This is a genomic window from Microbacterium sp. NPDC055683 (assembly GCF_053617895.1).
Genome location: NZ_JBSHGQ010000002.1, coordinates 122666 through 143350 on the forward strand (window position 1 = coordinate 122666; position 20685 = coordinate 143350).

Genomic DNA, 20685 nt, shown 5'->3' on the forward strand with positions numbered 1-20685 from the left:
GGCGCGGCATCCGGGACTAACCTGGACGGACACCCGCTCGGCGGGAGGAGGGACACCGGTGCAGACACTCGGACGCAGGATCGTCGTGGCGGCCTTCGACGGATGGAACGACGCAGGAGAGGCGGCGACGGGCGCCGTGCGGATGCTGCGCGAGGAGGGGGACCTCTCCCCCGCGTTCGCCGTCGACCCCGAGCTCTACTTCGACTACCAGTACACGCGCCCGCACATCGAGGCCGACGGTGAGGGCGGGCGCACGCTGCGCTGGCCGGATGCGACGCTGCACCGCCCGTCGGCCGGGATCGGCGACGTCTGGTTCTGGACGATCACGGGCAACGAGCCCGCACGCGCGTGGCGCTCCTTCGCGGGCGAGTTCGTCGATCGCGCACTCGCGGAGGACATCACGGGGCTCGTCACGCTCGGATCGATGATGTCGGATGTGCCGCACACGCGCCCCATCTCGGTGTTCGCGAGCAGCGAGAACGCCGCCGTGCGCGAGCAGCTGGGGCTCGAGCGGTCGACGTACGAGGGGCCCGTCGGCATCCTCAGCGTGCTGGGCGATGCGGCCGAGCGGGCGGGCATCCCGACGCTGTCGCTGTGGGCGAGCGTGCCGCACTACGTGGCCGGGCACACGCCGTCGCCGAAGGCCACGCTCGCCCTCCTCGAGAAGCTCGAGGAGCTGACCGGGGCCGTCGTGCCGAAGGGCACGCTCGCGACCGACGCGGCGACGTGGGAGGCGACGATCGACGCGGCAGCCGCCGACGACGAGGACATGAGCGACTACATCCGCCAGCTCGAGCAGACGCGCGACACGGTGGACTCCCCCGACGCATCGGGCGACGCCATCGCGCAGGCCTTCGAGCGGTATCTGCACCGCGACGACCCGCGCGACGGCCGCGACGGACGCGGCGACCGCAGGTAGCGGCCGCCGCGCGGCTCAGTACGCCTGCAGCACGCCCGTCGCGAGCAGCACCATGAGGACGGCGCCGAGCGCGACCCGGTAGATCACGAACGGCAGGAAGCTGCCCGTCTTGAGGTACCTCATGAGGTACGCGATGACGACCCATCCGACGATGAACGCGACGACCGTGGCGACGGCCGTCTCCCCGAGCCCGTAGGCCGGGTTCGGCTCGGGCTCTCGGATCGCGTGCAGCAGCTCGTAGAGCCCGCTGCCGAAGACGGCGGGAACGGCGAGGAGGAAGGCGAACTCGGCCGCGGCCGTCCGGCTGTAGCCCAGCGCGCGCGCCGCTGTCGTGGTGGCGCCCGACCGCGACACGCCGGGGATGAGCGCGAGCGCCTGCGCGACGCCCATGCCGAGCCCGTGGGGGTAGGTGATGTCCTCCATCTCGCGCGTGCGCCGGCCGTAGTGGTCTGCGACGCCGAGGATGATGCCGAAGACGATGAGCACGACGGCGACGAGCCACAGGTTGCGGAAGACGTCGCGGATGACGTCCTGGAAGGCGAACCCGAGGACGCCGATCGGGACGCTGCCGAGGATGACGAGCCATCCCATCCGCGCATCGGGGTCGCTGCGGGGCACGCGGCCGGCGAGTGAGAGGGCCCACTGCTTCACGACGCGCACGATCTTCGACCAGAAGTAGACGAGTACGGCGAGCTCGGTGCCGATCTGCGTGATGGCGGTGAACGTCGCGCCCGGATCCTCGGCCGAGGGCAGGAACTCGCCCACGATGCGGATGTGCGCGGACGACGAGATGGGGAGGAACTCGGTGAGGCCCTGGACGAGCCCGAGGATGATGGCTTCGATGAACGACATGCGATCTCTCTGTCGGAGGAAGTCAGGTCAGTAGCTGCGGATGAGGTCGGTCAGCACGCGCTGCCCGAACTCGAGGGCCGAGACGGGGACGCGCTCGTCGACGCCGTGGAACATCCCGGTGAAGTCGAGGTCGCGCGGGAGCCGGAGCGGCGCGAAGCCGTAGCCCGCGATGCCGATGGTCGACAGCGCCTTGTTGTCGGTGCCCGCGCCGAGCAGGTAGGGCAGCACGGGGACGCCGGGGTCGTGCCGGCCCAGCGCGCCGACCATCGCCTCCACGAGAGCGCCCTCGAACGGGATCTCCAGTCCGATGTCGCGCAGGAACATCCGGATCTCGATGTCGTCGCCGATGATCTCCTGTACGCGGGCGAGCACGGCGTCCTCCGTGCCGGGCAGCACGCGGATGTCGACGGTCGCGGAGGCGGCGTCGGGGATGACGTTGTGCTTGTAGCCGGCCGTGAGCCCCGTGGGGTTCGTGACCGTGCGGAAGGTCGAGCGGATGAACGCCTCTGCGGGGCCGGCGTGGCCTGCGATGACGTCGGGGTCGGAGGACGTCTCGCCCGCGAGCGTCGCCATCCCGTCGAGGAGGCGCTGGGTCGTGCCGGTCATCTCGACGGGCCAGTCCACACGGCCGAGGGTCGCGATGGCCTCGGCGAGGCGCGTGACCGCATTGTCGGCATGCACGCGGCTGCCGTGGCCGGCGCGCCCGCGGGCGACGAGCGTGACCCACATCAGAGCCTTCTCGCCGACCTGGAGGAGGTACGCGCTCTTGTCGCCGACGGGGATGGAGTACCCGCCGACCTCGCTGATGGCCTCGGTGGCGCCGGCGAACCACTCCGGGCGGTCGCGCACGACGAGCTGCGAGCCCTCCACGCCGCCGTTCTCCTCGTCGGCGAAGAAGGCGAGCACGATGTCGCGCTCGGGCTGCTCCCCCGCACGCAGCAGCTCGGCCACCGAGGTGAGGATCATCGCGTCCATGTTCTTCATGTCGACGGCGCCGCGGCCCCACAGCAGCCCGTCGCGGATCTCGCCCGCGAACGGGTCGACCGACCAGTCGTCGGCGACGGCGGGCACGACGTCGAGGTGGCCGTGCAGCACGAGGGCGGGCTTGTCGCGGTTGCGGCCGGCGACGCGAGCGGTCACGTTCGTGCGCCGAGAGATGGGCTCGTAGTACTGCGTCTCGAGGCCGAGGCCCTCGAGGTAGGCGCCGACGTACTCCGCGGCCTCCCGCTCACCCTTGGCGTTGCCGCCGCCGTAGTTCGTCGTGTCGAACCGGATGAGATCGGCGGCCAGGCGCGCGACTTCGGGGATCTCGTTCTCGGGCATGCGCTTCACGTTACCCGGAAGGCGCCGCACCTCCCTCGTTGGACGTCGCGCGCGTCACCCGGCACCATCCAGTCGGCACGCGTCGCGCGCCCCGTGCGTCGGGCAGGGAGGTGCCCGCCGTGCACAGCGGTGCGAGCGCTGCACGGCGGTGCGTGTACTGCACGGAGGTGCGTGCGCTGCACGGAGATGCGTGCGCTGCACGGAGGTGCGTGTGCCACATGCTCCGGCGTGCGCGAACGGCACCGGCGTGCGCGAGTTGCACCGGAGCGGCGCGGGCAGAGTCGAACTGAGTGCAGTATCGTGCACCGTATGGGCATCCCGCGAGACTCCATCGGCCGCCTGATCGGCGAACGCGTCCGAGCGGCTCGGCGAGCGCGCGAATGGACCCTCGATCGGCTCGCCGAGCGGTCGGGCGTCAGCCGGAGGATGGTCGTGAACGTCGAGAGCGGCGAGGCCAATCCGAGCATCGCCACGCTTCTGCGCCTCGCCGAGGCGCTCGGAATCGGCCTGCCGTCTCTCGTCGAGCCGCCCGCCGACACCGGATCGCGGGTGACGCGCGCCGGCGAGGGAGCCGTGCTGTGGTCGGGCGCCGGCGGCGGGCGCGGCGTGCTCGTGACCGGCGAGGAGGTGCCCGAGGTGTTCGAGCTGTGGGAGTGGACGCTGGCTCCGGGTGAGCGGCACGCGAGCGTGCCCCACACTGCAGGCGCGCGCGAGCTGCTGCTGGTCGTCGACGGCGAGGTCGTGATCGAGGTCGGCGAGGAGACGCATGCGCTCTCGGCCGGCGACGCACTGCGCTTCGACGGCGGTCGCCCGCACGCGTATCGCAACGACAGCGATTCGCGAGCGCGCTTCTGCCTCGCGGTGCTCGAGCCCGCCGCCGGCGGCGCGAACAAGGAAGGACGACAGGATGGATGAGCTGAACGAGCAGGAGGCGTTCCTCGCGCGGTGCGCGATCGACGAGGAGGTGCACGCACTCCGACCGGACTACCGCGCGCTGCTGCTCGTCGTCGACGGACTGGAGCCGTCGACCACGAGCGAAGCCGTCAACGACCTCGTGACGGCGGCGGAGCAGCGAGCACGCGAGCTGGTCGCGGAGCGCCCACTCGAGGAGCACCCGCATATCGCCGCGTGGCGCGACGCGTACCGCGCATTCGGCGCGAAGCCGCAGCGCACCCGCAACAGCGCGGAGGCGCTCACCCGCCGCGCCGTCGACGCTCTGCCGCGCGTCAACGCACTCACCGACGCATACAACGCGATCTCGGTGCTGCACCAGGTGCCGATCGGCGGCGAAGACCGCACCGCCTACCGCGGCGCGGCGCGACTCGTGCGCGCGACAGGAGACGAGCCGTTCGACACGGTCGCAGGAGGCGAGCCCGTCATCGAGCATCCCGAGCCCGGCGAGGTCGTCTGGCGCGATGACGACGGCGTCACGTGCCGCCGATGGAACTGGCGACAGGGCCGCCGGACGGCCCTCCGGGACGAGACCACCGACGCGCTCTTCATCCTGGACGCGCTGGGGGCCATGACCGACGCGGATCTCGAGGATGCCGGCGACGCGCTGGCCGACGCACTCGGGCAGCTGGGTCGGCACGTGCGCATCGCGCGCCGTGTCGTCCGACGAAGCTGAGGCCGCCCGCGACGCCCGAACGGCTCCCCGCCCCTGCTGTTCGGCTTCCTGCCCGCAGCCATCGCGAGCCTCGGCGCACGACGCGGCACCACTCCGGGCACCGACGCGTCACGACGGTGAACGCGGCAGAGGCCCCGGATCATGATCCTCGCGGCACCCCGAGCGCCAGGCCTATTCTAGTGCTAGAATAGAATCGTGGAGCTGACAACCGCTGAGTTGACCGTTCTGGGCCTCGTCGTCGAGGAGCCGCGGCATGGCTACGACCTGGAGCAGGTGATCACGCAACGCGGCATCCGCCAGTGGACGGACATCGCCTTCTCGTCGATCTACTACGTGCTCGCCAAGCTGGAGAAGCGAGGTCTCATCGAAGCAGGCGGAAGCATCTCCGGCGCGCGGTCGAGACGCGTGCTCCAGGCCACCGCGGCGGGGCGGCGGATGGCAGCGGACGAGGCGTTCGCGTCCATCGCCGAGCTCCGCGCTGTCCCGCATCCCGTGCTCGTGGGGATCGCGAACCTGCCGCTGCTCTCCGAAGCGGCCTACGACGAAGCCCTGCGCCGCAGGCTGACCGAGCTCGAGGCCCGGATCGGCTCGGTGCGAGACGCGGAGCGGTCGCAGGCTCCCCTGCCCCGGCCCGCACGCGAGGTCTTCTCGTACTCGCTCAGCCTGCTGGAGGCAGAGAGATCTTGGGTCGCCGCACGAGTCAGGGAAGCACGATGAGCGACGGGGCCGAGCGAGCGGCGCCCATCGGCGGGAGCATCATCGACGGGATCTCCACAGCGGGCGGTGCGCACTGCGAGACGACGGCCCTCGGCGTTCTCCTGCGGCACGCGGGGCTCGACCTCTCCGAAGCGATGCTCTTCGGGCTGGGCAGCGGACTGTCGTTCGTCTACTGGGACTCCGCGCGGCAGGAGCTGCCGTTCCTCGGCGGCAGGGTGAAGCCCTTCGTGCTCACGCAGAACCTCGCCCGGCGACGGGGAGTCGAGCTGCGGGTGCAGGAGACCACCTCGGCACGCAAGGCGTGGGACTCGGTCCGCGCATCGATCGACGCCGGGACGCCCGTCGGGCTTCAGCTCGACAGCCACGATCTGGAGTACTTCGGCTCTCGCGTTCACTTCGCCGGTCACATCGTCGCGATGTACGGCTACGACGCCGAGCGCGCCTATCTGGTCGACACCGCGCAGCAGGGCGGAGCCGTGTCCACCAGTCTGGAGAGCCTCGCCCGGGCGCGAGCCGCACGGGGCCCGATGTCCGCTCGCCACCGGTCCTTCACCGTGCAGCTCGCGGCGCCGTCGCAGGGCGGCCACGAGCACCTCGCTCCTGCGATCGTCCTCGCGATCATCGCGTGCGCACGGGAGTTCCTCGCGCCGCCCATCGCCAACCTCGGCGGCCGGGGGATCCGCACCGCCGCCAAGAGGATCCCGGCGTGGTTCGGTCGACTCGCGGACCCCCGTCGCGACCTCCCAGCCATCGCCATGATGATGGAACGCGCGGGCACCGGCGGCGCACTGTTCCGCAATATCTACCGTGATTTCCTCACCGAGTGCCGCGGCCTGCTCGACCGCGAGGCGGACGCGGAGCTCGTCGCGAGAGGACGAGACCTCTTCGCGGAGTCCGCGCTTCGCTGGACGCAGGTCGCTGAACTCATCGAGAAGGCGGGAGTGACGGGGCAGCCGGCCGACCTCGAGCGGGCCGGTCGCCTGCTGGAGGAGATCGCGACGATCGAGACGACGGCGATGACGGTCCTGAGCTCGCTGGAGACGCCGGAGAGTCGCGCGACTCCCTAGCGACCGGGAATGAGCGCCACGCCGGTGCCCGTTCACCATCGGGAAGGAGGAGCAGATGCAGGCTCTGATCGTCGACCATTCCGTCCCGGCGGGAGTCCGCCTCGGTGAGCGCGCCGCCCCCGATGCGGAGCCGAACCAGGCGGTCGTCGCCGTCCGCGCCGTCTCCGTGAACTTCGGTGACGTCGTCGACAACGTCGACCTCGCCGCCGACGGGTCGGTACCCGGCTGGGAGGCCGCAGGCGTCGTCGTGGAGGCGGCGGCTGATGGAAGCGGCCCGCAGGCCGGGACGCCGGTGGTCACCTTCGGCATGACGGCGGCCTGGGCGCAGCTCCGGTCGGTCGACACGTGTTCGCTCGCCGTGCTGCCCCAGGGGCTGGACTTCGGCAGCGCGGCGACGATCCCGGTCGCGGGCGTCAGCGCGCTGTCGGCGCTCGAACGCCTCGGCCCGCTGCTCGGGCGGCGCGTGCTCGTCACCGGCGCGAGCGGGGGCGTGGGGCGCTATGCGGTGCAGCTGGCGAGGCTCGGAGGGGCGGATGTCATCGCGATGACGGGGAGCCCGGCACGGAACGCGGCGATGCTCCACGACCTCGGAGCGGGAGCGGTCGTCGAGACGCCTGCCGCTGTCGGCGGCCCGCTCGACGGGGTCATCGACACCGTCGGCGGCTCGACGCTGGTGAGCGCGTTCGGGCAGCTGGGCCGGAACGGCACCCTGGTGTCGGTGGGACATGTCACAGAGCAGACGGAGGCGTTCCCCGCGAACGCCTTCCTGACGCGCCCGGGCCAGGACGACCGCGCCATCCGGACGTTCTTCATGCCGGAAGCGACCGCGGATCTCCCCCGCAGCATGGCGTGGCTCGGCCGCCGCCTGCATGACGGTGCACTCCGGCCGGGGATCACCTGGCGCGGTCCCTGGACGGACGCCGCGCACGCGATCGGCCTGCTCCGTGAGCGACGACTCTCCGGCAAGGCCGTCCTGGACGTGCCGCCCGTCTGAACGAGGCTGGCGACGGCGGGGGCGCACGCCCACGGGATGGACAACGGCACCGGATCATCGGATCGCGAGGGCTCCGCCGGTCCAGCCCAGGAGCGGCGCGAGCCGTCCGGCGATGTCCTCGAGAATCTGCACGTAGTCGTCGGGCTCGAGAGCGAAGGGCAGCGCGAAGGCGACCTCGTCGACCTCGCCGAACGCGCGGTTGGCGGCGAGCGCCTCCGCGATCTGCTCCGACGTGCCGACGATGTCGGCGGCGAAGAGGAAGCCGCGCGGCCCGTGCGGAACACCCACGCGACCGGCGCGCGACTGGGCGTAGGCGACGTAACGTTCTCTCTGCTCGGCGGTGGCCGAATCCGTGGGGATCACGACGAGACCTTGCGACACCCGCGCGCTCTGCCCTGCCGGGTGATGTTCGCGATAGAGCTGGATCTGCGCGTGCTGCTCGGTGTCGAAGTCGTGCGTGTGGACCGACTGGATGACGCTGCTGGTCAACAGGTGGAACCCGTTCTCCGCCGCCCAGACCGTGGACTCGGGGCTGGCTGCGCCATACCAGAGGCGTTCGGCGAGCCCGGGGGAATGCGGTTCGATCCGCTCGGAGAACTCCTCGATACCCTCTGCGCCGGAAAAGGAGCTGACCCGATCGCCCGCAAGCAGCCGCCGCAGCCTCGCCAGCCGCGCGTACCCGAAGTCCTCGTACGGGGCGGTGTCGGGATACAGGGCCTCCGCGATCTCGTCCAGCCTGCGCGGCGCGCCGACCGAGAAGCCCGGCTCGATCCGCCCACCAGTCAGGACGTCGACGGTGGCGAGGTCCTCGGCGAGCCGGAACGGGTTCTCGTATCCGAGGGGGATGACCGCGGTGCCGAGGCGGATGCGACGAGTGCGCTGCGAGGCCGCCGCGAGGACCGCCACCGGGGACGAGATGCCGTATTGAAGGTGGCGGTTACGCAGCCAGGCGCTGTCGAAGCCGAGCGCCTCGGCGCGTTCGATGATCGCGAGTGTGGCCTCATGACCGGTGCCGGGCGAATCGCGATCGAAGAGACCGATGGTCAGGAAGCCGAGAGAGCGGAGAGGACGTGTCACCCGATCACGCTATGCATCCCGCACCGGCGGCGCGCGCCGGGGCGTCATCCGCCGATACGCGGGCTGACCTCGCCAGCCGTTGACGTGGACGAGCGCGGGTCAGATCGTGACGACGAGCTTGCCGCGGACGTGCCCTTCACGCAGTGCGGCGACGGCCTCGTCGATCTGTTCCAGCGGGTACCGCCGTTGGATGGGGACCACGAGCTCGCCTGCCGCGACCCCGATCGCGATGCGGCGCAGCGCCTCCGGATCGGCGTCGGCGCCCCCGACCGCGCTGGCGCCGCCGGGTGGTGTCGGCCCTGCGGCGATCGTGGCGATGCGAGCGGGTGCGACACCGAGCGCCAACGCCGCCTCGGCGGCCTCGATGCCGTGAAGGTCGATCGCGCTGTCCACCCCGTCGGGTGCGACGTCGCGCACCCGCGCGATCAGTCCCTCACCGTAGGCGACGGGCGTCGCACCGAGACCCGCGAGGAACGCGTGATTGGCGGGTGATGCCGTCGCGATCACCGTCGCGCCCGCCGCGATCGCGAGTTGCACGACGATCACGCCCACACCGCCCGCGGCACCTCCCACGAGAACGGTATCGCCCTCACCGACGCCTGCCGCAGCGACCGCCGCCGATGCCGTCCGGCCCGCGATCGGCAATGTCGCAGCCACGTCGTCATCGACTTCGGCAGGGGTGTGCTCGAGGATCGCCTCCCCGACCGTGACGATGATGTGCTCTGCCAGCGCGCGCCCGCGCGCCCCGCCGTAGACGCGGTCGCCCACCGCGAAGCCGCCGACGCCTTCCCCCACCTCGTCGATCACCCCCGCAAAGTCGTTGCCGAACCCCGTCGGTGCTGTCACGCCGAAACGCGACGCCAGCTCCGGATAGACCGCCAGCTTCCAATCCACCGGATTCAAGCCTGCTGCGCGTACGCGCACGCGGACCTGGCCGGCACCGGGGTGCGGTTCTTCGCGTCGGACGACATCCAGCACGATGGGGTCGCCGATCTCCTGCTGATGCACGAATCTGCTCATGCCGGTCATCAGCGTCCGTGCCGATGCGGAGCTTCCTTCGTGAACGCATGTTTCTGCACGTATCGTCGCACCTCGCTCCGAGTTGTCACCGAGGAGCAACCAGGGAGATCGCCGATGGCTGAGGAAAGAGCGTGCCTGCGCGTCTACGTATTGGCCAGGAGGTGGTCTGTGGGCGCGTAGTCGACCTTCCAGTCGACGTAGACCCCCGCGATCCCATCGCGCGTGCACCGCAGCCCCACGGAAACCCAGCGAACGTGCCCGCCGGAGTCGAGCGCGAACCCCGTCGCGACGGTGAAGACGTCGTTCCCACAGGAGCATCGCGCTTGCTCAACCGTCTCCACGTCATCGAAGTGCTCATCGGAGTCAGCGATCCCCACCTCGGCCTCGCACTGGGTGCATACTCTGGCCGCGGCACCGACTTCGTCGTCGAGAACGAGCAGGAACGTCCGATTCCCGCACTCGCACAGCGCAGGGATCACCCGGTCGACGGGGTACCCGCCCGCCGCGAACTCCTCGATGCTCCTCCGGAGATGGTCGAACGCGAGATCGCTCGAGGCGACAGGCCGGGCATCCATGCTCCCGATTCTTCCGTATGGCAGGCCCATCGCGAGATCCTCCTCAGCGAGATGGGCTCGCGACCATCCGTGACGAATCGACGGCCAGATCGCAGCTCGGAGCGCGCGTCGTCAGATCCGCCGGAGCGGGCTTTGCGGCGAGTCACGATCGCGACCGCGTGCGAAGTGCGTGTTCGGCGGCGTCCACGTAGGAGGTGAAAAGGTCCGTCACGTCACGGAGGCGCGTGGCGGCGCTCGAGCTGTCCGTCAGACGCTCGGCGGCTTCGAGCGTTCGGATGAACACACGGGTGCGCTCGTGGCTCGCCGCGAGAAGCTGCTCGAACCCGCCGGCAGCCTCGACGAGCAGACGCCTGCTCCCCGGCTGCGGAAGGGTCCTCGCCAGCCCCCAGGACACCAGGTCCCGGACAGCGGTGCTGACAGCACCCGAGCTCAGGGCGAGGTCTTCGCGTAGCTCCTCTGAACTCGATGCCGTCCCCCGCAGGAGGAGGTAGCCGTACACGCGCCCGGTGGACCGAGAAAGGTGCCAGGTCGCGAGAGTATCGCCCATTGCGTTGATGAACTGCTGCTGCTCGTTCGACGTCACGATCGTTTCCCTCCTCTCTCATCCGCGCTTCTCCAGTTCTCGAGGATCTCGCGGAGAGCATGCGTGGTCTGCGCTGGTGCGTCCCACGTGACGATGTGCCCGGCGTCGGGAACGACGCGCTCGGCGACGTTCTCGAGCGCGGCCCAGCGGGGCATCGAGGTGGCAATGTTGCCCGTACGGTCATCAGCGCCACGTATGAGGGCGAACGGCACCTCGGTGCGATGGCGCGGGTCAGGCTCGACGAACGAGGCCGTCGCCTTCCACACGTCCAGGAATCCCGACTTCGGCATTCGTGCGAACAGCGCCTCCGCCCGGGCAACCGTCTCCGGCTTCACCGCCGAGGCCTGAGCCATCAGGGCAGGCAGCCGTCGCGCCGGAACGAGTGAGAGGACTGGCGCGGCGATACGGAGTGCCATTCTCTCGAGGCTCGACAGCGGCCCGCTGTTCCAGGTGGAGTCGAGGATGATCATGCCGCGTACGCGGTCCGCATGCGCTCGCGCGAAGGCTTGGACGAGATTTCCACCCAGCGAGTGCCCCACCAGCACCGCTCTCTCGATCTCGCACTCCCCGAGCAGGGCATCGAGATCCTCCAGCGCGTCCCGCGCGACGAACCGGACCCCGTCGGCGAGCGTCGATTGTCCGTGCCCACGGAGATCCCACACGACAACTCGAAAGCCGTCGAGGACGAGATCCGCTGCCTGCACGTCGAACATCGAATGGTCGACGCCCGCCCCGTGCGTCAGCACCACCGGAACACCATCGCCACGCGAGTCCGAGAACGCGATCGCCGCGTTCGACCGGTCCAGGCGCCGATCTAACTTCACCATTTTCTGAAACTAGCAGGATCGCGCGTCTGGCCAGCGTGAACGCCCGGCGATGAGCCCCGGCCGGATGAACTCGTCGGCGAGGCTGCCGGAAACGGGCTCGGATCGAACGGCTCCGCGCCCCACCCGCGGATGACCGCACCCACCTCCGTAAGCGTTCGCGCAAGCGGCACGTCGAACGCCGCCCGCGCCCGACACAGTCCACGTTGGACGGTGCGTCGCCGATCTCAATCGACACGTCGAGTGAGTAGTACTTTCTCTCCGTTCAGGTCCATTCTCGTCGGGACATCGTTCGATGAGAGCGGAAGCGGCGGATGCCAGCCGACCTCCTCGCCGGTCGGCACGAGGTCCCGTTCCCACGCCCACTCCTGGGCGATTCCTGGCCCGGAGGGTTCTCCAAGATCGACGCAGATGACAGCAGCGAGGTCGTCAGGAGCGTGCGGCACGAACTCGCGTTCGAGCTCATCCATGTCGAAGACCCGACCGCGCGCTCCGAAACCGGGTCGTTCGCGATACACGATGACCACGTACCGGTCACGCACCGTGCCAGCCGCGACCAGCGAAGCCTCGCCCCAGGCGCGGAGTCTTGCATCGATTGACTGGACGAGCGCTTCGACTCGAGACGGACTCGGCGTGATCACTTGGACCCCTTCCAGGAAGACGAGCTGGTCCGACACCGGACATGCGTCGCCATGCTCTCACTAGGTATGTGTCTCGAGGACCGCGAAACTGACATCCGGGTCTCTTCGACGTCCGGGCGTGTCGGCAAGATGGGTCCCCATCGTCCGCGGGGTGACGTTCTCCGGACCGACAACATGGCGGCCGCATGGCACCGGTTGACTGCACACACATGCGCGCGGAGACTTTCGACGACGCCGGACATCGCCGAGGGCCTGCGGGCAGAGCGCTCGGGACGAACCGCTCGCCGACGAGATGAGTCTTGGCGAACAGCTCTCGTCGTGGTGGCCCACCACGTCCTTCTCAGTTCGCGGGTCGTGGCGGGCGGCCCGTGGCCCTCGACGCCGCCGACTACCGGAACCGGGACGCCATCGAACGCCGCTACTGCCACATCAAGCAATGGCGCGGCCTCGCGATCCGATACGACAAGCACGCCGTCATTTTCCGCGCCGCCGTGATTCTCAACGCCGTCATCGCCTGGACACGGCTGCTCGCGGCACCGAGCTAAGCGGCGTTCTCGATCAGGTTCAGCTGTGTCCCGTCAGGGTCGACGAGGAACCCGGCGCGTTGCCCCCAGTACTGCAATTCCACAGGGTGCAGCCGCGGACGACCGGCAGTCTTCTCGACGACGCCTGTCTGTTTGATCTGCCGATACAGCCCATCTCGGACGCTGCACATGAAGGAGCTCTCCTCGGGTATAAGGCCAGGGAACAGGAAGAACTCCAAGCGAAGCTCGCCACGGCGAAGAATCAGCCAACCCGCATCGCGATACTCCCGCTCGAAACCGAACTTCCCGTAGAACGCGCCCGTGACATCGAGGTCGCGAGACGGCAGATTCGGCACCGCGTGATCGGACATTTCAGAAGACTAACGGGCACGCCCTATTCCTCAGACACGCCCTAGCCCCGATCGCGGGGCGAGCGAAGACGGTGACGAGATTCGGACCTCAATCACACTGCGCAACGCAGGCACCAAACCGTACTTCTGCCGCGATGGCGACATCGGACTCACCCTCCCACTCGAGGACCGCTACGACCTCGCCGAGCAGCAGGCGACCGCGCGTTACAACGTGCATCTCTTCTGCGGGGGGACGTCGAGCTATGTCGTCGCGTTGCGCATGGGAGGCAACGCTCCGCACCTCGGGCTGGTGGTGACCGCAGGGGCGCTGAGCTCGTACAGTATCGAACGGGACCTCCGGAACATCAGCAACGATCGAGGTTGCTTCGTGCTCCATCCGGCTCCTCTGCACTTTGTATTCCACGCCGACGTCACCGGCGAGCATGTCTTCGACATCGCCACGGAACAGGACGTACCTGTCCCAGGAAGCGTGGACGAACTCGTGGTCTTCACCAGGATGCGGTGCTCACCGTGCGGCCGTCCGCTTCGTGTACGTACCAGCCTCGACGAGTTCGTCGACTACTTCCGGCGAGAGCTGATCGACGCGCATACAGGCGAGTCGTTCAACGACTTCGGCCGCGACGGCAGTTTCCGGCGCCTCTATAACGCATCGTGGTACGCCACTTTCCTCCTCATGCTGTACCGACTCGATGGTGACGTGGAGGATGCGCGCACCTCGGTCCGAATCCTCCAGACCTTCTACGCACAAGGCGGACGCAACTTCTATCCGCTCGAGATACCGATCGTCGAGATGTGCGCGGTCCTGACCGACGCCGGGCTCGCGGATGAGCTTGCGGCGATGTGCTCACTCTTCCGCGAGCATGCGGAACAACTTGTGGCGAACGGGACGAACTATCCGCCGAGCGAGGTGAACTACGAACAGAGCATCGTCGCGCCCGCGGTGGAGATCTTTCTGCAGACCTCGCTCATCACCGGCGACGTATCGCTCCGTGACGCCGCCGAGAGCCACATCCGCGCGCTGGAGCAGTTCCAGGGCATGCAGCCCGACTACCACCTGAACGAAGTCGCCGTGCGGCACTGGGACGGCTACTGGTTCGGCAAGAACGCACAGTACGGCGACGCCTTCCCGCACTACTGGAACGCGCTGACGGGGAACGCCTTCGCGCTGCTGCACGACCTCACCGGCGAGGGGCGCTATGCCGAGCGAGCCAGCCGAAGCTTCCGGGGCGTGCTGCCGCTGATCTTCGATGATGGCCGCGCATCGTGCGCGTACGTCTTCCCGCACAGCGTGAACGGCGTACGCTCTCGCGGCTACGACCCCTACGCCAACGACCAGGACTGGGGTCTTGTCTTCGCCCTCCGCCAGCACGCCGCCGGCTCCCGCTCGCCGCTACTCTGACGGCGCCACCCGCAACGCTCTCGGTATCCGGAAAGAGCTCCATTGCCACCCGGCAGCAGGAGGGAGCGTATGGCCCCCGAGCACCGCGATGTCATCGTCATCGGCGCGAGAAGCAACATCGCCACGCGCATCGCCGAGACGTTTGCCGCTCACGGAGACCACGTGCACCTTCTCGGGCGGACCGTTCAGCACCAGCACACCCTCCCGCCGCCTTCTGAGTGCGTCGCGTTCCACCGCGTTGACGTCGTTGACCCCGACGAGGCGAGGACGGCGATAGAGACAATCGCGACCGCGTACGGCTCCATCGACGTTCTCGTGATCAACACCGGCGTCTTCAGCGAGTTGGCCGACGCCGATGTGGGCACGTACCCACTCTGGGACCGCATCGTCGCAGTCAACGTCGTCGAGCCAGCGTCCCAGGCTATGGTCCGCCAGCGCTCCGGCCGCATCATCGTCGTCTACTCGACCGGCATAGCTCGCAGCGAAATGGATGAGTGCCTCATCCATGCCGCGGAAGCCGGTCTCCAGGGGTTGATTCGACGCCTCGCTGTGCGTCTCGGAGGGCAAGGCATCACTGCCAACAGCGTCGCGGTTGCTACGAACATCGTCGCGTCCCGCGCACTGGAGGTCGCTGACTCTGCTGGGCTGCAAAGGTTTGACGGCGACGTCCCGCCACCGGTGGACGGCTGGGCCGGCGGCGCGGCCTCGCGTTCAGCAAAGCTCCGACGTCGTGGCGATCGTGCGTTTCCTCGCCAGCTCTCGCGCCTCCCATATCAACGGTGTGACCATCTACGTAGGCGATCATGGGTGGAGCGTCAGCTGACACGCTCGTCGCGACTGCGCGAAGCAAGGCTGCCTTCAGGCCGCCGACCAGATGATGCGGCCGAAGGCCGGGTGAGCGTTGAACCGCGACGTCGAGATCGCCGTCGCCGAAATGTCGACTGGCTCAACCACCGACGCCTGCACAGTGAGATCGAATACATCCCGCGCGCCTCAGCCTGACGATCGGCGCGTGAGTCGCGCCTACTCCAGCGGCGCGGCCATGAAGCGACCTCGCCCCTCGAACCGGAACGCCTCCCCGAACAGCGCCGACTCCCGCGACGGCATCCCCGGGTCGCGCGGGACGACGCCGGTCGCGGCCCACAGCGACTCCCTCACCCACTGGCCCGCCCCGTAGACGCGGAACCCGTCGACCACATCCGACTCCGCATCGACGCGCTCGAGCAGCACGATCACACGCTCCAGGTTGCTCATCTCGAACGACCACGTCGTCCAGAGCTCCTCTTCCGCGCCGTACTCGAGCGGATCGAACTCGGCGATCTCCTCCTCGTCGAGGGTGAACGCCTCCCGCTCCTCCTCGTTGGCGCGACTGAGCAGGGCCTCCCGCCCCGACAGCGTGAACGCCCCCGCGATGAGCTCCCGCCGGATGAACTCGTCGGCGAGACTGTCGAGGAACGGACTCGGATCGAACGGCTCCCCGCCCCACCCGCGGATGACCGCACCCACCTCCGCGAGCGTTCGCGCAGGCGGCACGTCGAACGCCGCCCGCGCCCGCCGCAGCAGGGCATCCCGCCGATCGTCCATCCGCCCATCCCCCTCCGGATACGGCGAAGGCCCCGGTCTCTCGACCGGGGCCTTCCGCTGTGCGCGAGGGGGGACTTGAACCCCCACGCCCTATACGGGCACTAGCACCTCAAGCTAGCGCGTCTACCTATTCCGCCACCCGCGCATGGGTGTCGCTGCTGTTCTCCGGAGCTTTCCGTTCCGTTTCCCGCAACGAGAGACAACATTACCACTCGTCGAGGATGGCGACGAACCGAAGCGCACCCCGGGCGCGTCACGCGGTCGACACCCCGAACAGCAGTCCGAGCAGGTAGGTCACCGCGGCGGCGCCGAACCCGATCGCCACCTGCCGCAGCCCGCGTTTGAGCGGCGAGGCCCCCGACAGCAGCCCCACGGTGGCTCCCGTGAGCATGAGCGCGATGCCGACGAGAACGAGCGCGACGAGCACGGCCGCGAGGCCGCTCAACCCCAGAAGCCACGGCAGGACGGGGATGATCGCGCCCGACGCGAAGAACGCGAAGCTCGACAGCGCGGCCCTCCACGCGCCGCCGACCACCTCGTGCGCGTCGCCGTGTCGCGCGCGCGACGGCATCCGCCCGCGCCGTGCGTCCTCGATGACCCCGCGTGCCCGACCGAGCGCCTCGTCCTCCGCCATCCCCCTCGCCCGGTAGACGAGCGCCAGCTCGTTCGCCTCGAGATCGAGATCGGGCAGACCGTCGTCGGCGAAGCCGCTCGGTTCGGTGGAGTCGAGCAGCTCGCGCTGCGAGCGCACCGACACGAACTCCCCTGCGCCCATCGACAGCGCTCCCGCGAGCAGGCCGGCGATACCGCTCAGCAGCACAACCTGTGGGCTGACTCCCGCCGCCCCGATGCCGAGCACGAGTGCGAAGTTGCTGACGAGCCCGTCGTTGGCGCCGAACACCGCGGCACGGAACGTGCCAGACAGCCGGCGCCGCCCCTGCGCGGCCAGTCCGCGCACGACCTCGTGATGCACCTTCTCGTCGGCGCGCATCGATGCGGATGCCGCCGGCTCGCTGTCGTACGGCGAGCGCGCCTCGGCGTTCTGCGCGAGCGCGAGGACGAACACGAACCCGAAGCGCGACGCCATCCATCCGAGCAGCCTGGTGCGCGGGCTCGCCGACGGCAGTCGCTTCGGCTCGCCGCCCAGCAGGCCCAGCCAGTGCGCTTCGTGCCGGCCCTCGGCCTCGGCGAGCCGCAGCAGGATGTCGCGCTCCTCTCCCTGGCGACGTGTCGCGAGCCCCCGGTAGACGGCGGCCTCGGCGCGTTCGTCGACGAGGTACTGCGCCCAGCGGCGGTGTTCGGAAGGTCGATCTCTCACGCCAGCCACGCTAACCACGAGCGCGGTCGCGGGCGCCCCGAGAGCCGGGATTGCCAGCATTTCGACGCGCCGAACGAGCAGCCTCGGCGCGCCGCTCAGCTGTGCACGCGGCGCCTGAGCGTGTCGATCCGCTTCTGCAGCTGGGCCACCGTCGCCTGCGCGACGGCGGGCCCGCCGCACGTCTTCCGCAACCACGCGTGCACGGCGCCGTGCGGCTCGCCCGACTGCCGCGCGTACACCCCGACGAGGCTGTTGAGCAGCTGGCGCTGCTCCTTCAGCGTGCGATGGAGGGCCGCCGGCAGCGCCGGCTCCTCCCCCGTCGCCTTCTCCCGCGTCTCCCGCGCCTCGCGATGCCGCGACTGGCGGCTCTGCCGCTGCATGAGCAGCTCGTGGACGTGCTCGGGCTCGAGCAGCCCCGGGATGCCGATGAACTCGAGCTCCTCGTCGGTGCCCGGCTCGGCGAGCTGTCCGAACTGCTTTCCCTCGAACACGACGCTGTCGAAGTGCGCCACCGAGCCGAGCGACTGGAACTCGAACTCCTGGGTCAGCTGGTCCGACGCCTTGTCGCCGCGCTCCGCCTGTTCGAGCAGGCTGTCGTCGAGCCCGTCCTCGTCCTTCTCGGGACGGTCGAGCACATGGTCGCGCTGGCGCTCCATCTCGGTGGCCAGCGCCATGAGCACGGGGATGTTCGGGAGGAACACGCTCGCGGCCTCGCCCCTGCGGCGAGCGCGCACGAAGCGGCCGATCGCCTGTGCGAAGAAGAGCGGCGTCGAGGACGACGTGGCATACACCCCGACCGCGAGCCGCGGGACGTCGACGCCCTCCGACACCATCCGCACCGCGACCATCCACCGTGTCGTGTTGCCGGAGAACTGCTCGATGCGCGCGGACGCCTCGGCCTCGTCGGAGAGGACGACGGTGGGCCGCTGCCCCGTGATCTCGTGGAGGATCTTCGCGTAGGCGCGGGCGTTCGTCTGGTCGGTCGCGATGACGAGGCCGCCGGCGTCCGGAACGTGGTGCCGGATCTCGGTGAGGCGCTTGTCGGCCGAACGGAGCACGGCGGGCATCCAGTCGCCGTTGGGGTCGAGCGCCGTGCGCCACGCCTGCGACGTGATGTCCTTCGTGTTGTCCTGCCCGAGGTGCGCCTCGAGCTCGTCGCCCGCCTTCGTGCGCCACGTCATGTGACCCGAGTAGACGTGGAAGAGCACGGGGCGCACGACGCCGTCGGCGAGGGCGCGCCCGTATCCGTAGTCGTAGTCGGTGATCGACGTGCGCAGGCCCTGCGCGTCGGGCGCGTATTCGACGAACGGGATGGGCGAGTCGTCGCTGCGGAACGGCGTGCCGCTGAGCGACAGCCGACGCACGGCAGGGCCGTACGCCTCGCGGATGCCGTCGCCCCAGCTGAGCGCGTCACCGCCGTGGTGCACCTCGTCGAGGATGACGAGGGTCCGCGCGCCCTTCGTGAGCTCGCGGTGCACCTCCGGTTTCATCGACACCTGCGCGTAGGTGACGACGACGCCGTGGTAGTGCCGCGCGAGCATCCAGTGGCTGTTCTTGAAGTCGGGGTCGAGCCGGATGCTCACGCGCGCCGCGGCGTCGGCCCACTGGGTCTTGAGGTGCTCGGTCGGGCACACGACGACGATGCGGTCGATGGCGCCGCGGTGGCGGAGCTCGTTCGCGAGGGTGAGCGCGAAGGTGGTCTTGCCGGCGCCGGGCGTCGCGGCGACGAGGAAGTCGCGGCGGTCGGGCTGCTCGAAGTACAGCTCGAGCGCCTCCTGCTGCCACGCGCGGAGCTTCCCCGCCGTGCCCCACGGGGCTCTCTGCGGATAGGAGGGACTCAGCACGGAGATCAACCCTAGACGAGGGCGCCGACACGGGCTCCGGGCAATCGCCGAGGCTAGCCTGCATCGTCGAGACCCCCGCAGGGAGGAGGGGTCTCGACGACCGGGGATAGTCTCGACGACATGGCAGGGGACGACATGGCAGGGGACGCGCGGACGCCGTACGTGGGGAACGACGAGGCGCATCCGTGGCGCCGCTACGTCGCGATCGGCGACTCGTTCACCGAGGGGATCGGCGATCCCGACCCCGACGCCCCGGGCGGGCACCGCGGATGGTCGGACCGGGTCGCCGAGGTGCTCGCGACCCAGGTCGACGACTTCGCGTACGCCAACCTCGCCGTGCGCGGCCGTCTCATCGGGCAGATCGTCGCCGAGCAGGTCGAGCCGGCGCTTGCGCTCCGCCCCGACCTCGTGACGTTCTGCGCGGGCGGCAACGACGTCATCCGGCCCGGCACCGACCCCGACGCCATCGCCGTGCAGTTCGAGGACGCCGTCACGCGTCTCGGCGCGGAGGGCGCGGCCGTCGTCGTGTTCACGGGCATCGACGTCGCCTGGACGCCGGTCTTCCGGCCGTTCCGCGGCAAGATCGCCATCTACAACGAGAACATCCGCGCGATCGCCGAGCGGCACGACTGCATCGTCGCCGATCAGTGGGCGCTCAAGGAGATCCAGGACCCGCGCTTCTTCGCCGAGGACCGGCTCCACATGAACCCGCTCGGGCACCACGAGGTCGCCCGGATGGTGCTGCGCGCTCTCAACGTCCGCAACGACCTCCAGCACCTGCAGCCCGACCCGCGTCCCCTCGTGTCATGGCGCACGGCGCGACAGAACGACCTCGTGTGGGCGCGCACGCATCTCGTCCCCTGGGTGCTGCGGCGGCTGCGCCACCAGTCGTCCGGAGACCTCGTCACGGCGAAGCGACCGGAGCCCGGCCCCGTCTCCTGAGCCGGCGTCAGGCCGCCGGCGGATGCTGCAGCGCCCACAGGGCGACGGCGGCGGCCGAGGCCACGTTGAGCGAGTCGACGCCACCCGCCATGGGGATCGTCACGACCGTGTCGGCCGCGGCGAGCGCGCGACGGCTGAGCCCGTCGCCCTCGGAACCCATCGCGAACGCGACACGGTCGGGGCGGCGGGCCGCGAAGGAGTCCAGCGGCATGGCGTCGTCGGCGAGGGCCATGGCAGCCAAATGGAAACCGGCGTCCCTCAGCCGAGCGGATGCCCCCTCCCCGTCCTTCGGCGCCCACTCCGGCAGCCGCGTCCACGGCACCTGGAAGACCGTGCCCATGCTCACCCGCACGCTGCGGCGGTAGAGCGGATCTGCGCAGCGCGGCGTCACGAGCACGGCATCGGCGCCCAGCCTCGCCGCCGCGCGGAACGCGGCCCGACGTTGGGAGGTGTTGCGATCTGCTCTGGAGACGTCCGCTGCTCT

21 protein-coding genes, 1 tRNA gene and 2 pseudogenes are annotated in these 20685 nt (G+C 69.7%); 10 read left to right on the forward strand and 14 right to left on the reverse strand.

Annotated elements, in window-relative coordinates:
- Window positions 1-58: 58 nt before the first annotated feature.
- On the forward strand, window positions 59-919 hold the full coding sequence (locus ACWGPF_RS01600) for a PAC2 family protein (RefSeq protein WP_452331149.1): 861 nt from the start codon (window positions 59-61) through the stop codon (window positions 917-919).
- Window positions 920-934: 15 nt separating this feature from the next.
- On the opposite strand, the gene ACWGPF_RS01605 is transcribed toward ACWGPF_RS01600, so the two are convergent.
- Complete coding sequence (locus tag ACWGPF_RS01605; protein WP_452331150.1) at window positions 935-1771, reverse strand: undecaprenyl-diphosphate phosphatase; 837 nt, start codon at window positions 1769-1771, stop codon at window positions 935-937.
- 27 nt (window positions 1772-1798) lie between these two features.
- Window positions 1799-3094 (reverse strand): M20/M25/M40 family metallo-hydrolase, encoded by a 1296-nt coding sequence (locus ACWGPF_RS01610; protein ID WP_452331151.1) that lies wholly within the window; start codon window positions 3092-3094, stop codon window positions 1799-1801.
- Window positions 3095-3403: 309 nt separating this feature from the next.
- On the opposite strand from ACWGPF_RS01610, the gene ACWGPF_RS01615 reads away from it, so the two are divergent.
- The 5 genes from ACWGPF_RS01615 (at window position 3404) to ACWGPF_RS01635 (ending at window position 7499) form a co-directional block, all read left to right on the forward strand.
- Window positions 3404-4009, forward strand: coding sequence for a helix-turn-helix domain-containing protein (locus ACWGPF_RS01615; protein WP_452331152.1), 606 nt, complete (start codon window positions 3404-3406; stop codon window positions 4007-4009).
- Complete coding sequence (locus ACWGPF_RS01620; protein ID WP_452331153.1) at window positions 4002-4721, forward strand: B3/B4 domain-containing protein; 720 nt, start codon at window positions 4002-4004, stop codon at window positions 4719-4721. Before ACWGPF_RS01615 ends, ACWGPF_RS01620 begins: the two co-directional genes overlap by 8 nt.
- Before the next feature lie 195 nt (window positions 4722-4916).
- Window positions 4917-5438 (forward strand): PadR family transcriptional regulator, encoded by a 522-nt coding sequence (locus tag ACWGPF_RS01625; RefSeq protein ID WP_452331154.1) that lies wholly within the window; start codon window positions 4917-4919, stop codon window positions 5436-5438.
- Window positions 5435-6505, forward strand: a complete 1071-nt coding sequence (locus tag ACWGPF_RS01630; RefSeq protein ID WP_452331155.1) for a BtrH N-terminal domain-containing protein — start codon at window positions 5435-5437, stop codon at window positions 6503-6505. The genes ACWGPF_RS01625 and ACWGPF_RS01630 overlap by 4 nt, the downstream gene beginning before the upstream one ends.
- A 55-nt stretch (window positions 6506-6560) precedes the next feature.
- Window positions 6561-7499, forward strand: a complete 939-nt coding sequence (locus tag ACWGPF_RS01635; RefSeq protein ID WP_452331156.1) for a zinc-binding dehydrogenase — start codon at window positions 6561-6563, stop codon at window positions 7497-7499.
- Between the two features lie 54 nt (window positions 7500-7553).
- Here the strand turns inward: ACWGPF_RS01635 and ACWGPF_RS01640 are convergent, their stop codons facing one another.
- The 6 genes from ACWGPF_RS01640 to ACWGPF_RS01665 all read right to left on the reverse strand — a co-directional run bounded on the left by ACWGPF_RS01640 (window position 7554) and on the right by ACWGPF_RS01665 (window position 12255).
- On the reverse strand, window positions 7554-8576 hold the full coding sequence (locus ACWGPF_RS01640; RefSeq protein ID WP_452331157.1) for an LLM class flavin-dependent oxidoreductase: 1023 nt from the start codon (window positions 8574-8576) through the stop codon (window positions 7554-7556).
- A gap of 99 nt (window positions 8577-8675) precedes the next feature.
- Complete coding sequence (locus ACWGPF_RS01645; protein WP_452331158.1) at window positions 8676-9605, reverse strand: NADP-dependent oxidoreductase; 930 nt, start codon at window positions 9603-9605, stop codon at window positions 8676-8678.
- A 134-nt stretch (window positions 9606-9739) separates the two neighbouring features.
- Window positions 9740-10201, reverse strand: a complete 462-nt coding sequence (locus ACWGPF_RS01650) for a hypothetical protein (protein WP_452331159.1) — start codon at window positions 10199-10201, stop codon at window positions 9740-9742.
- Between the two features lie 112 nt (window positions 10202-10313).
- On the reverse strand, window positions 10314-10754 hold the full coding sequence (locus ACWGPF_RS01655) for a GbsR/MarR family transcriptional regulator (RefSeq protein WP_452331160.1): 441 nt from the start codon (window positions 10752-10754) through the stop codon (window positions 10314-10316).
- A complete protein-coding gene (locus ACWGPF_RS01660) occupies window positions 10751-11581 on the reverse strand; it encodes an alpha/beta fold hydrolase (RefSeq protein ID WP_452331161.1) in 831 nt (276 codons plus the stop codon). The genes ACWGPF_RS01655 and ACWGPF_RS01660 overlap by 4 nt, the downstream gene beginning before the upstream one ends.
- Before the next feature lie 224 nt (window positions 11582-11805).
- Window positions 11806-12255, reverse strand: coding sequence for a hypothetical protein (locus ACWGPF_RS01665; protein ID WP_452331162.1), 450 nt, complete (start codon window positions 12253-12255; stop codon window positions 11806-11808).
- A gap of 317 nt (window positions 12256-12572) precedes the next feature.
- On the opposite strand from ACWGPF_RS01665, the pseudogene ACWGPF_RS01670 reads away from it, so the two are divergent.
- Window positions 12573-12764: pseudogene (locus ACWGPF_RS01670) on the forward strand (IS5/IS1182 family transposase); the annotation flags it as partial.
- On the opposite strand, the gene ACWGPF_RS01675 reads toward ACWGPF_RS01670, so the two are convergent.
- Window positions 12761-13114 carry a bleomycin resistance protein gene (locus tag ACWGPF_RS01675; protein WP_452331163.1) on the reverse strand — a complete coding sequence of 118 codons (354 nt, stop codon included), beginning with the start codon at window positions 13112-13114 and terminating at the stop codon, window positions 12761-12763. The pseudogene ACWGPF_RS01670 and the gene ACWGPF_RS01675 sit on opposite strands and share 4 nt — an antisense overlap.
- 211 nt (window positions 13115-13325) lie before the next feature.
- On the opposite strand from ACWGPF_RS01675, the gene ACWGPF_RS01680 reads away from it, so the two are divergent.
- Window positions 13326-14513 (forward strand): hypothetical protein, encoded by a 1188-nt coding sequence (locus tag ACWGPF_RS01680; protein ID WP_452331164.1) that lies wholly within the window; start codon window positions 13326-13328, stop codon window positions 14511-14513.
- Window positions 14514-14582: 69 nt separating this feature from the next.
- Complete coding sequence (locus ACWGPF_RS01685; protein WP_452331165.1) at window positions 14583-15515, forward strand: SDR family NAD(P)-dependent oxidoreductase; 933 nt, start codon at window positions 14583-14585, stop codon at window positions 15513-15515.
- 21 nt (window positions 15516-15536) lie between these two features.
- Here the strand turns inward: ACWGPF_RS01685 and ACWGPF_RS01690 are convergent, their stop codons facing one another.
- The 4 genes from ACWGPF_RS01690 to ACWGPF_RS01705 form a co-directional block, all read right to left on the reverse strand.
- Window positions 15537-16097, reverse strand: a complete 561-nt coding sequence (locus ACWGPF_RS01690; RefSeq protein ID WP_452331166.1) for a hypothetical protein — start codon at window positions 16095-16097, stop codon at window positions 15537-15539.
- 60 nt (window positions 16098-16157) lie between these two features.
- Window positions 16158-16242, reverse strand: a tRNA-Leu gene (locus tag ACWGPF_RS01695).
- Window positions 16243-16350: 108 nt separating this feature from the next.
- Complete coding sequence (locus ACWGPF_RS01700; protein WP_452331167.1) at window positions 16351-17415, reverse strand: VIT1/CCC1 transporter family protein; 1065 nt, start codon at window positions 17413-17415, stop codon at window positions 16351-16353.
- Between the two features lie 95 nt (window positions 17416-17510).
- Complete coding sequence (locus ACWGPF_RS01705) at window positions 17511-19304, reverse strand: DEAD/DEAH box helicase (protein WP_452331217.1); 1794 nt, start codon at window positions 19302-19304, stop codon at window positions 17511-17513.
- A 75-nt stretch (window positions 19305-19379) separates the two neighbouring features.
- On the opposite strand from ACWGPF_RS01705, the gene ACWGPF_RS01710 reads away from it, so the two are divergent.
- Window positions 19380-20201, forward strand: a complete 822-nt coding sequence (locus ACWGPF_RS01710) for an SGNH/GDSL hydrolase family protein (RefSeq protein ID WP_452331168.1) — start codon at window positions 19380-19382, stop codon at window positions 20199-20201.
- Window positions 20202-20208: 7 nt separating this feature from the next.
- Here the strand turns inward: ACWGPF_RS01710 and ACWGPF_RS01715 are convergent.
- A pseudogene (locus ACWGPF_RS01715) lies at window positions 20209-20637 on the reverse strand (TrmH family RNA methyltransferase); the annotation flags it as partial.
- Between the last annotated feature and the right edge of the window lie 48 nt (window positions 20638-20685).

Bases quoted from the DNA above. Each gene is read 5' to 3' on its own strand.
- ACWGPF_RS01690 (WP_452331166.1), bottom strand. From the start codon at position 16,097: ATGGACGATCGGCGGGATGCCCTGCTGCGGCGGGCGCGGGCGGCGTTC.
- ACWGPF_RS01620 (WP_452331153.1), top strand. From the start codon at position 4,002: ATGGATGAGCTGAACGAGCAGGAGGCGTTCCTCGCGCGGTGCGCGATC.
- ACWGPF_RS01635 (WP_452331156.1), top strand. From the start codon at position 6,561: ATGCAGGCTCTGATCGTCGACCATTCCGTCCCGGCGGGAGTCCGCCTC.
- ACWGPF_RS01660 (WP_452331161.1), bottom strand. From the start codon at position 11,581: ATGGTGAAGTTAGATCGGCGCCTGGACCGGTCGAACGCGGCGATCGCG.
- ACWGPF_RS01605 (WP_452331150.1), bottom strand. From the start codon at position 1,771: ATGTCGTTCATCGAAGCCATCATCCTCGGGCTCGTCCAGGGCCTCACC.
- ACWGPF_RS01630 (WP_452331155.1), top strand. From the start codon at position 5,435: ATGAGCGACGGGGCCGAGCGAGCGGCGCCCATCGGCGGGAGCATCATC.
- ACWGPF_RS01710 (WP_452331168.1), top strand. From the start codon at position 19,380: ATGGCAGGGGACGACATGGCAGGGGACGCGCGGACGCCGTACGTGGGG.
- ACWGPF_RS01610 (WP_452331151.1), bottom strand. From the start codon at position 3,094: ATGCCCGAGAACGAGATCCCCGAAGTCGCGCGCCTGGCCGCCGATCTC.
- ACWGPF_RS01650 (WP_452331159.1), bottom strand. From the start codon at position 10,201: ATGGGCCTGCCATACGGAAGAATCGGGAGCATGGATGCCCGGCCTGTC.
- ACWGPF_RS01615 (WP_452331152.1), top strand. From the start codon at position 3,404: ATGGGCATCCCGCGAGACTCCATCGGCCGCCTGATCGGCGAACGCGTC.
- ACWGPF_RS01675 (WP_452331163.1), bottom strand. From the start codon at position 13,114: ATGTCCGATCACGCGGTGCCGAATCTGCCGTCTCGCGACCTCGATGTC.
- ACWGPF_RS01685 (WP_452331165.1), top strand. From the start codon at position 14,583: ATGGCCCCCGAGCACCGCGATGTCATCGTCATCGGCGCGAGAAGCAAC.
- ACWGPF_RS01645 (WP_452331158.1), bottom strand. From the start codon at position 9,605: ATGACCGGCATGAGCAGATTCGTGCATCAGCAGGAGATCGGCGACCCC.